Source organism: Autumnicola edwardsiae, assembly GCF_031846505.1.
In the GTDB taxonomy this organism is placed as follows: domain Bacteria; phylum Bacteroidota; class Bacteroidia; order Flavobacteriales; family Flavobacteriaceae; genus Autumnicola; species Autumnicola edwardsiae.
Genome location: NZ_JAVRHP010000116.1, coordinates 1 through 8,427 on the forward strand (window position 1 = coordinate 1; position 8,427 = coordinate 8,427).

The window sequence follows — 8,427 nt, forward strand, 5'->3', positions numbered from 1 at the left end:
CTAAGAAAAAGGCTACGGCAAAAAAGAAAGCTCCTGCAAAGAAGAAAACTACGAAAAAGAAGTAGCGTATGGATCTTGATTTTCTGAGTCCGGTTAGCGAAGATTTGCTGGACGAAATCACAATTTTAGATAAACAGGCCATTGGGGCTAACATTAGAATTCATTCTTCAGGCTCAGGCGTTCCAGACCTGGAGGATGTTCAGGTTGCTATAGTTGGTGTAAAAGAAAACAGAAGGTCTGCCCAGGTAGACGAGTTCCTGCATTTCGATAACATACGTTCTTCTTTTTACAGTTTGTTTCCTGGAAACTGGCATATAAAAATAGCCGATCTTGGTGATATAGAGAAAGGGGCAGACGTGGAGGATACCTATTTTGCTTTACAGAGCATCGTATCCCAACTGGTTAAAAAGGATATTATTCCGCTAATTTTAGGAGGAGGGCAGGATTTAATCTATGGGCAATATCGGGCTTATGATACGCTCGATCAAATGGTGAATTTGGTCAATATCGATAGTAAATTCGATTTAGGTGATGCCGATAATCCGATTTCTAACAGGTCGTATGTAGGAAAAATCGTCGTAAATAAACCTTACAATTTATTTAATTACTCCAGCGTTGGTTACCAGACATATTTTAATTCCCAGAACGAAATAGAATTGATGGAAAGGTTGTTTTTTGATGCCTACAGATTAGGAGAAGTTACTTCTAATATTTATGATATTGAGCCCATTATGAGAGATGCTAACCTGGTTGGTCTGGATTTGGGAGCACTGGATGGTTCATCATTAGGTGGGGGATATCACGTGTCTCCAAATGGCTTTAATGGTAAGGAAATTTGTGCACTGGCGAGGTATGCAGGTATAAGTGATAAAGTTTCATCTTTTGGTCTATATGAGTATTTTTCGGGTTATCAGCCTCTTGGAAATATGCTTGTAGCGCAAATCTTGTGGTATTTTATAGAGGGTGTAAATTACCGCACCAACGAGAATACTATTTCTGCAAAAAAAGAGTTTATTAAGTACCAGGTTCCTGTAGATGATGAAGTTCTGGTGTTCTTTAAAAGCCCCGTAAGTGGGCGGTGGTGGATAGAAATACCATTTTCCGGGAGCGTGAATACTAAATTAAAAAGACATACGTTATTACCTTGCAACGAAGGAGATTATCTGGAAGCCTGTAATCAGATAATTCCCGAAAGATGGTACAAAGCCAAGAGAAAAAATGAAATTTAAAAATATTTCAGGCATTAATTAGTTTTACTGTATTTTTATTGAAAATATTGTTTTTTATAAAATAAATAGATAGGTTTACCGCCGTAAACCAATGTGTCTTAACCTAGGAGAAAATTATGAAGAAGTTTATTTCGCTAGTTGCTGTTCTAACCTTACTTGTTGGTTGTGGTCGCAGTGATCGCGGACAGTTAGTGGGTGCGGAAGGGAAAAAGTGGAATCCGGAAAAGCCTTATGGTATGACATTGATTCCGGGAGGCGCTTTTATTATGGGTAAGTCTGATGATGATATCGCCGACCAAAGAAATGCTCCGCCAAAAACTGTTACTGTTCGTTCTTTCTATATGGACGAAACAGAAATCACAAATGCTGAATATCGTCAGTTTGTAAATTACGTTAAAGACTCAATTATTCGTGTCCGTTTGGCGATAATGGCAGAAATGGAAGGTGCTGTTCCCGGTGATGGAGGAATTGGTGAATTTGCTTTTGCTGATGCAGATCCCGAAGATATGACTCCCTATGAAGAATATATGCTGAATGCCTACGGCACAGGCGGGCCTGGTGATACTTATGAGAACAGAAGGTTAAATAACGATGTGGACCTGTATACTTCTACTGAAGATTATCCTGACGTCTATTATGCAGAGGTCATGGATTCTATGTACATACCACTGGATCAGGTGTATAACGGGCAAAGGACGATAGATGTTAAAAAACTAAGGTACAAGTACTCAAAGATGGATATACAGGCCGCTGCACGTTCTGCCTCTGGGGACCGAAGTGATTTTATTACGACTGAGGAGGTTGCTGTGTATCCGGACACTACTGTATGGATAAAAGATTTTAATTATTCTTACAACGAACCTATGCACAACGATTATTTCTGGCATAGTGCATTTGATGATTATCCGGTTGTTGGGGTTTCATGGGAACAAGCGAAGGCTTTTGCAGATTACCGAACTGGTTATCATAACAATTTTCGTCGTCAAACCAATCTTGAAGACGTACCGACATACCGTTTGCCTACAGAAGGGGAATGGGAATATGCAGCCCGGGGTGGTCTGGAAGGAGCTACGTATCCCTGGGGTGGTCCTTATGCCAAAAACGATCGTGGTTGTTTTATGGCTAACTTTAAACCACTCCGTGGAGATTATGCGGCAGATCAGGCATTATATACTGTGGAAGCCGAGTCTTATGATCCCAATGATTTTGGCCTCTATAATATGGCAGGAAATGTTGCGGAATGGGTGAATTCTTCCTATGATCCTATCTCTTATGAGTATATGTCTACTATGAATCCTACAGTGAATAATCCCAACGATATGCGCAAGGTTGTTCGCGGTGGTTCCTGGAAAGATGTGGCATACTTCCTGCAAGTGAGCTCCAGAGATTATGAATATGCAGATTCCGCAAGGAGCTATATAGGCTTTAGGACTGTGCAGGATTATCTGGGTACAGATGTTACTTTGAACCAATCTAACAGATAAAATACTACTTTAAAACAATCTTGAAATTTAACCTATTTATATAGAATTTTAATCATTTAAACAATTATGGCAAACTCAAAATCTACTAAGAAGATAACCAATATGGTGTACGGTCTAGGTGCATCTGTTGTAATATTAGGTGCATTATTTAAAATTATGCACTGGCCTGGTGGTAACCCTATGCTTATCGCCGGTTTGGTAGTGGAAGCATTAGTATTCGCATATTCGGCATTTGAACCTGTAGATGATGATCTCGACTGGTCGCTGGTTTATCCTGAACTGGCGGGAGGTACACCTCAAACAAGAACGGCTGCTGTTATAGAAGAAGAAAAAGAATCGGAAGGTCTCCTTTCAAAAAAGCTTGACAATATGCTCAAGGAAGCGAAATTAGATGCGAACCTGATGGCCAGCCTTGGAGAGAGCATTAGAAACTTTGAAGGTGCTGCCAAGGGAATCGCCCCAACTGTAGATTCCATGGCTTCTCAAAAGAAGTATAGTGAAGAGCTTAGTGTAGCTGCTTCGCAAATGGAAACACTTAACAATATCTATAAAGCACAGGTAGAATCTGCCTCACATCAGGCTGAGGTTAATCAGGCAGTGGCAGAAAATGCAGGAAGACTGAAAGAACAAATGGATTCTTTAACAGCAAATTTGTCCTCTTTAAATAATGTGTATGGTGGTATGCTAACTGCCATGAACGGTACAAGCAGGGTTACTGGTTAAGAAGATGTCCATCCCCAAATCAATCTTTACAAAAAAATAAATAAATATGGCATCTGGAAAACAATCCCCAAGGCAGAAGATGATAAACCTTATGTATTTGGTTTTCATCGCAATGATGGCTTTGAATATGTCCAAAGAGGTATTGACGGCCTTTGGATTAATGAATGAAAAATTGAGTGAATCTAATCAGTTGACTGCTCAGCGTAATGACGCCTTTATGGCTGGTTTAGAAGAAAAAGTTAGTGAGCAGCCGGCAAAATACGAGCCTCTCGTAGCAAAGGCAGAACGAATAGATTCGCTTTCTTCTAGTTTAGATTCGTATATAGAAGGAATAAAAAATGAGCTGATAGCCGAAATGGATAATCCTGACGATTATGAAGCAATGGATCAATCTGCACAACTTGATGAAATGTTTTTCCAGAGTGGAAGGATTGGCCCGAGAGGTCAGGAGTTTGTAGACCGAATAGATAATTATCGGGAAAGTGTTGCCGAAATTATTGGGGACAACTATTCCAATATAGCAGAGAAGGTTAGAAATGATTTTGCTACAGAATCACAAAATGTTGATGGAGCTAATGTTGATTGGTTAAAATATAAATTTGAAGGTTTTCCTTTGGTAGCCTCTCTTACCCAGTTAACACAAATTCAATCTGATATTAAGACCACAGAAAATCAGATTTTATCTGCTATGCTTTCTGGACAGCTACAGAGTGAGGTTTCTATGACCAATTATTCTACACTTCTGGAGACTCCGAAATCTGCCTATTATCAGGGTGAGGAATTTAATGGAGCTATAGTTTTGGGTAGGACAGATCCTACTACAAAACCGAATAGGGTAGAACTTACACTTGATGGTCGGGAGTTGGATGAATCTGACTATACGATAGATGGAGGAAGGGTTGTTCTAAATGTTCCTGCCGGTAGTGCGGGCCAGCACAAACTCGAAGGGCAGTTAATCTTTATGCAGGAAGGTGAAGAAGTACCAGTAGAGGTATCTTCAGAATTCTCTGTTATTCCAAAACCAAATGCTGCTGTAATTTCTGCAGATAAGATGAATGTGGTTTATCGTGGGGTTAAAAATCCACTTACCATTTCTATGGCTGGTGTGCCAGATAATAGTGTAAGTGCAAGTGCTCCTGGTTTATCGAGAGTATCAGGGAGTAACTATGTTATAGATGTTACAACACTTCAGGCAAGAGAAGTAAGTATTAATGTGACTGGAACTATTGATGGTGAAAGCTATCCTTCCAGTAAGGACTTCAGGGTTAAGGATATTCCAAGACCTGTTGGGACAATTCGTGGAGAAGATGGTTCAGTTTCGATGCAAAGAAACAGTCTTGAGATCGCCACCGTTGGAGCGGCGTTGCCAGATTTCGACTTCGATCTTGATCTTAACGTTACGGGTTTCAGTTTTAAAGTACCGGGGCAACCTACAATCAGGATAAATGGTAGCAGGCTGGACGACAGGGCTCAATCTGCCTTAAGAAGGGCTGGAAGAGGAGAATCTGTTCAGATTTTTGATATTCAGGCTTCACTAGCCGGGAATTCGAGTTACAAGCTTAAGAAAGTGGCTCCTGTGATTATTGAGCTTACTAATTAATAAAAATTAAAAACAATGAGCTGGAGAGGACTTTTAGTTGGCGGTTTTATAACACTATTTAGTGGGGCATCTTATGGTCAGGCTAATATATTGAATGCAGATACCCCCGAAGAAATAGGTCAAAAAACGGAAGCTCAAAGACTTGTTGAGCAAAATGACAAGCCATTGGAATATGGGTATGTTGGAGACCGGGATATTTTGTGGTCTAAGAATGTATGGGAAATAGTAGACCTGGACGAAAGGGTGAACTTTCCGTTTTACTACCCTATAGACACCAACAATATTGGCGTAAACCGGCGGTCCCTTTATGATGTTCTGGTAAACAGCATTAGAAATGGTGAAATTCAACATATTTATGCCGATTCTTACTTCAATGAGAAACGGACTTTAAAGGACATTAGTGCTACTTTATCTAAGGTTGATACTACAGATTTGGGTATCGAACAATATAATGCGGGTGAAGAAGTGGATGAGCAGTTTATTGATCGTCGTGACTTAGGCTCTGCAGATATTGCGCAATATCATATTCGTGGAATTTGGTATTTTGATAAAAAGCAGGCTGAACTTAGGTACCGCTTACTTGGGATTGCTCCTGTGGCTCCCGATGTGAACTTTATTGACTCGGGACAGACAGATTTGGTAGAGCTATTTTGGGTTTTCTATCCAGATGCGAGAGAGGCCCTTCATGAAGCAAAGGCATTTAATGGTGCCAATACAGCGCAGGATCTTTCTTTTGATCACCTACTTAATTCCAGGCGTTTTAACGGAGTGATTTATAAGGAAGACAATGTCCAGGGAGACCGTGAGGTTGAAGAGTATATTCCTCAAAATGCATTTATGCAACTTCTCGAATCTCAGCGTATAAAAGAACAAATCCGCAATTTTGAACAAGATATGTGGAATTATTAAAGATCAATAAATTTTAAAAGTTTAATAGCCGCCTGAAAGTAATTTTTAGGCGGTTTTTTTATGATCATTATTTTAAAATTCTCTACTTCTTTATATTTATAACATGTTAGATTTTATCATAGTTGGTTTAGGGCTTAGTGGCCTGGCAGTGACTTCACGTCTCGAGGAGCGAAATAAGTCCTATAGAGTTTATGAGAATTTATCTCAGAAATCCTCTCTTGTTGCCGGAGGCATTTTTAATCCTGTGATCCTTAAAAGATTTACCCTCGCCTGGAACGCAGATGAGCAGTTAAAAATGGCTATTCCCTTTTATCAGCAATTTGAGAAAAAATACAATGTTAGTATTGTTCATTTCTGGGATATATACAGAAGATTCTATTCTGCGGAGGAGCAAAACAACTGGTTTGATGCGGCTGATAAACCCCGGCTTGTAAGATTTTTGGACACGCAACTGGTTAAGAATATCAATTCACATATTGATGCTGACTTTTCCTACGGAAGGGTTTCCACTACCGGAAATATTGATACGGAAATCTTATTGGATGCATACCGGAATGACTTAAAAGAGAGAGCTCTTCTTGAATATGAAGAGTTTGATTATGATTTACTGAAAATTGAAGCTGATCACGTTAGTTACAAAGGGGAAAAGGCTAAAAATGTGATTTTTTGTGATGGTTTCGGACTAAAAAAGAATCCGTATTTCAATTACCTTCCCCTTTATGGTAACAAGGGGGAATATATTACAATTTTTTCCGAAGAATTGAAGCTGGACAAAGCGGTTAAATCTTCTGTTTTTATAATGCCTATGGGTAACGACCTTTACAAAGTTGGGGCGACCTATAACAATACAGATAAAAGTCCGGAGCCTACAGAAGAGGCCAGAAAGAAACTTATTTCCGAAATTGATAAGGTAATTACCTGCAAATACGAGGTGATCGATCAAATAGCAGGAATACGTCCTTCTACAGCAGACAGGAAGCCATTGGTGGGCCGGCATCCTAAATTGGCAAATATCTATTGCTGTAATGGTTTTGGCAGCCGTGGTGTACTTATTGCGCCCAGTGTTTCTAAGGAACTTATCGAAATGATTGAGGATAACAAGGAACTTTCTCCGGAAATCGACCTGAAACGATTTACCCGCAAGCATTTTAATGCGGATTAATAGCTATTTTGAAGTGTAGGTCGAAAATTGTCAATTTTCATGCTTCATTTTAAAACTTTGCAAACGAACGATAACTCAAATTTTCGGGAATAAAAAAACCGGACATCTCTGTCCGGTTAGTATATTATTCAGAAGAAAATCTTATCCATTCATGGAAATTAGAAACTCTTCGTTGTTCTTCGTTTGTTTCACCCTGTCATTAATAAACTCCATCGCTTCGATTGGGTTCATATCGGCAAGATATTTACGCAACACCCACATACGTTGTATTGTAGTTTCGTCCAGTAACAGGTCGTCACGACGCGTGCTTGAAGAGATAAGGTCGATGGCAGGGAAAATCCTTCTGTTGGAAATTCTTCTGTCCAATTGTAGTTCCATGTTACCGGTTCCTTTAAACTCTTCAAAGATCACTTCATCCATTTTGGAACCTGTTTCGGTAAGAGCGGTTGCGATAATAGATAAAGATCCTCCGTTTTCGATATTACGCGCAGCACCAAAGAAACGTTTTGGTTTGTGCAAGGCGTTGGCATCCACACCACCACTTAAAACCTTACCGCTGGCAGGTTGTACCGTGTTGTAGGCGCGGGCAAGCCTGGTGATAGAATCCAAAAGGATTACCACATCATGGCCGCATTCCACAAGTCTTTTTGCTTTTTCAAGGACGATATTTGCAACTCTAACGTGTTCATGAGCTTCTTTATCGAAAGTAGAAGCTACTACTTCTCCTTTTACGTTACGCTGCATATCTGTAACCTCTTCAGGACGCTCATCGATAAGCAATACGATCTGGTAAACTTCAGGATGATTGGCAGCTATCGCATTGGCAATATCCTTAAGGAGCATTGTTTTTCCAGTTTTTGGCTGGGAAACGATCATACCACGTTGTCCTTTTCCGATAGGAGCGAAAAGATCCATAATCCTGGTAGAGATACTACTTTGCTTTTCAGCAATATTATATTTTTCTGTAGGGAAAAGTGGAGTTAAATGTTCAAAAGAAACCCTGTCGCGAACAACCTGGGGATCAAGACCATTAATTTTACTAATTTTTATAAGCGGAAAATACTTTTCTCCTTCCTTTGGCGGGCGAATCTGCCCAAGAACGGTATCTCCGGTTTTTAGACCAAAAAGTCTTATTTGGGATTGGGAAACGTAGATATCATCTGGAGAAGTAAGGTAGTTGTAATCTGAAGATCTTAAGAACCCATAATTGTCCTGCATGATATCCAGAACACCTTCACTCTCTATAATTGCATCAAATTCGTAGTCCGGTTCACGATAACGGTTCCTGTTGTCCCGATTTCCCGAATTTTTACCAGAATT

Annotated in this window: 7 protein-coding genes; 6 read left to right on the forward strand and 1 reads right to left on the reverse strand. The window is 39.8% G+C overall.

What is annotated here, in order from left to right; genetic code table 11:
* Positions 1 to 68: 68 nt before the first annotated feature.
* The 6 genes from RM529_RS15035 (at position 69) to RM529_RS15060 (ending at position 7,107) form a co-directional block, all read left to right on the forward strand.
* Positions 69 to 1,229 carry a formimidoylglutamase gene (locus tag RM529_RS15035; protein ID WP_311485572.1) on the forward strand — a complete coding sequence of 387 codons (1,161 nt, stop codon included), beginning with the start codon at positions 69 to 71 and terminating at the stop codon, positions 1,227 to 1,229.
* A 116-nt stretch (positions 1,230 to 1,345) separates the two neighbouring features.
* Positions 1,346 to 2,713 carry a T9SS ring complex lipoprotein PorK/GldK gene (gene porK, locus RM529_RS15040; protein ID WP_311485573.1) on the forward strand — a complete coding sequence of 456 codons (1,368 nt, stop codon included), beginning with the start codon at positions 1,346 to 1,348 and terminating at the stop codon, positions 2,711 to 2,713.
* A gap of 66 nt (positions 2,714 to 2,779) precedes the next feature.
* A complete protein-coding gene (porL, locus tag RM529_RS15045; protein WP_311485574.1) occupies positions 2,780 to 3,436 on the forward strand; it encodes a type IX secretion system motor protein PorL/GldL in 657 nt (218 codons plus the stop codon).
* Between the two features lie 46 nt (positions 3,437 to 3,482).
* A complete protein-coding gene (porM, locus tag RM529_RS15050; protein ID WP_311485575.1) occupies positions 3,483 to 5,036 on the forward strand; it encodes a type IX secretion system motor protein PorM/GldM in 1,554 nt (517 codons plus the stop codon).
* A gap of 15 nt (positions 5,037 to 5,051) precedes the next feature.
* On the forward strand, positions 5,052 to 5,945 hold the full coding sequence (porN, locus tag RM529_RS15055) for a type IX secretion system ring subunit PorN/GldN (protein WP_311485576.1): 894 nt from the start codon (positions 5,052 to 5,054) through the stop codon (positions 5,943 to 5,945).
* Between the two features lie 103 nt (positions 5,946 to 6,048).
* Positions 6,049 to 7,107, forward strand: a complete 1,059-nt coding sequence (locus RM529_RS15060; RefSeq protein WP_311485577.1) for an NAD(P)/FAD-dependent oxidoreductase — start codon at positions 6,049 to 6,051, stop codon at positions 7,105 to 7,107.
* Positions 7,108 to 7,248: 141 nt separating this feature from the next.
* On the opposite strand, the gene rho is transcribed toward RM529_RS15060, so the two are convergent.
* Positions 7,249 to 8,427, reverse strand: a 1,179-nt coding sequence (rho, locus tag RM529_RS15065; protein ID WP_311485578.1) for a transcription termination factor Rho, incomplete at its 5' end; no start/stop codon positions are given.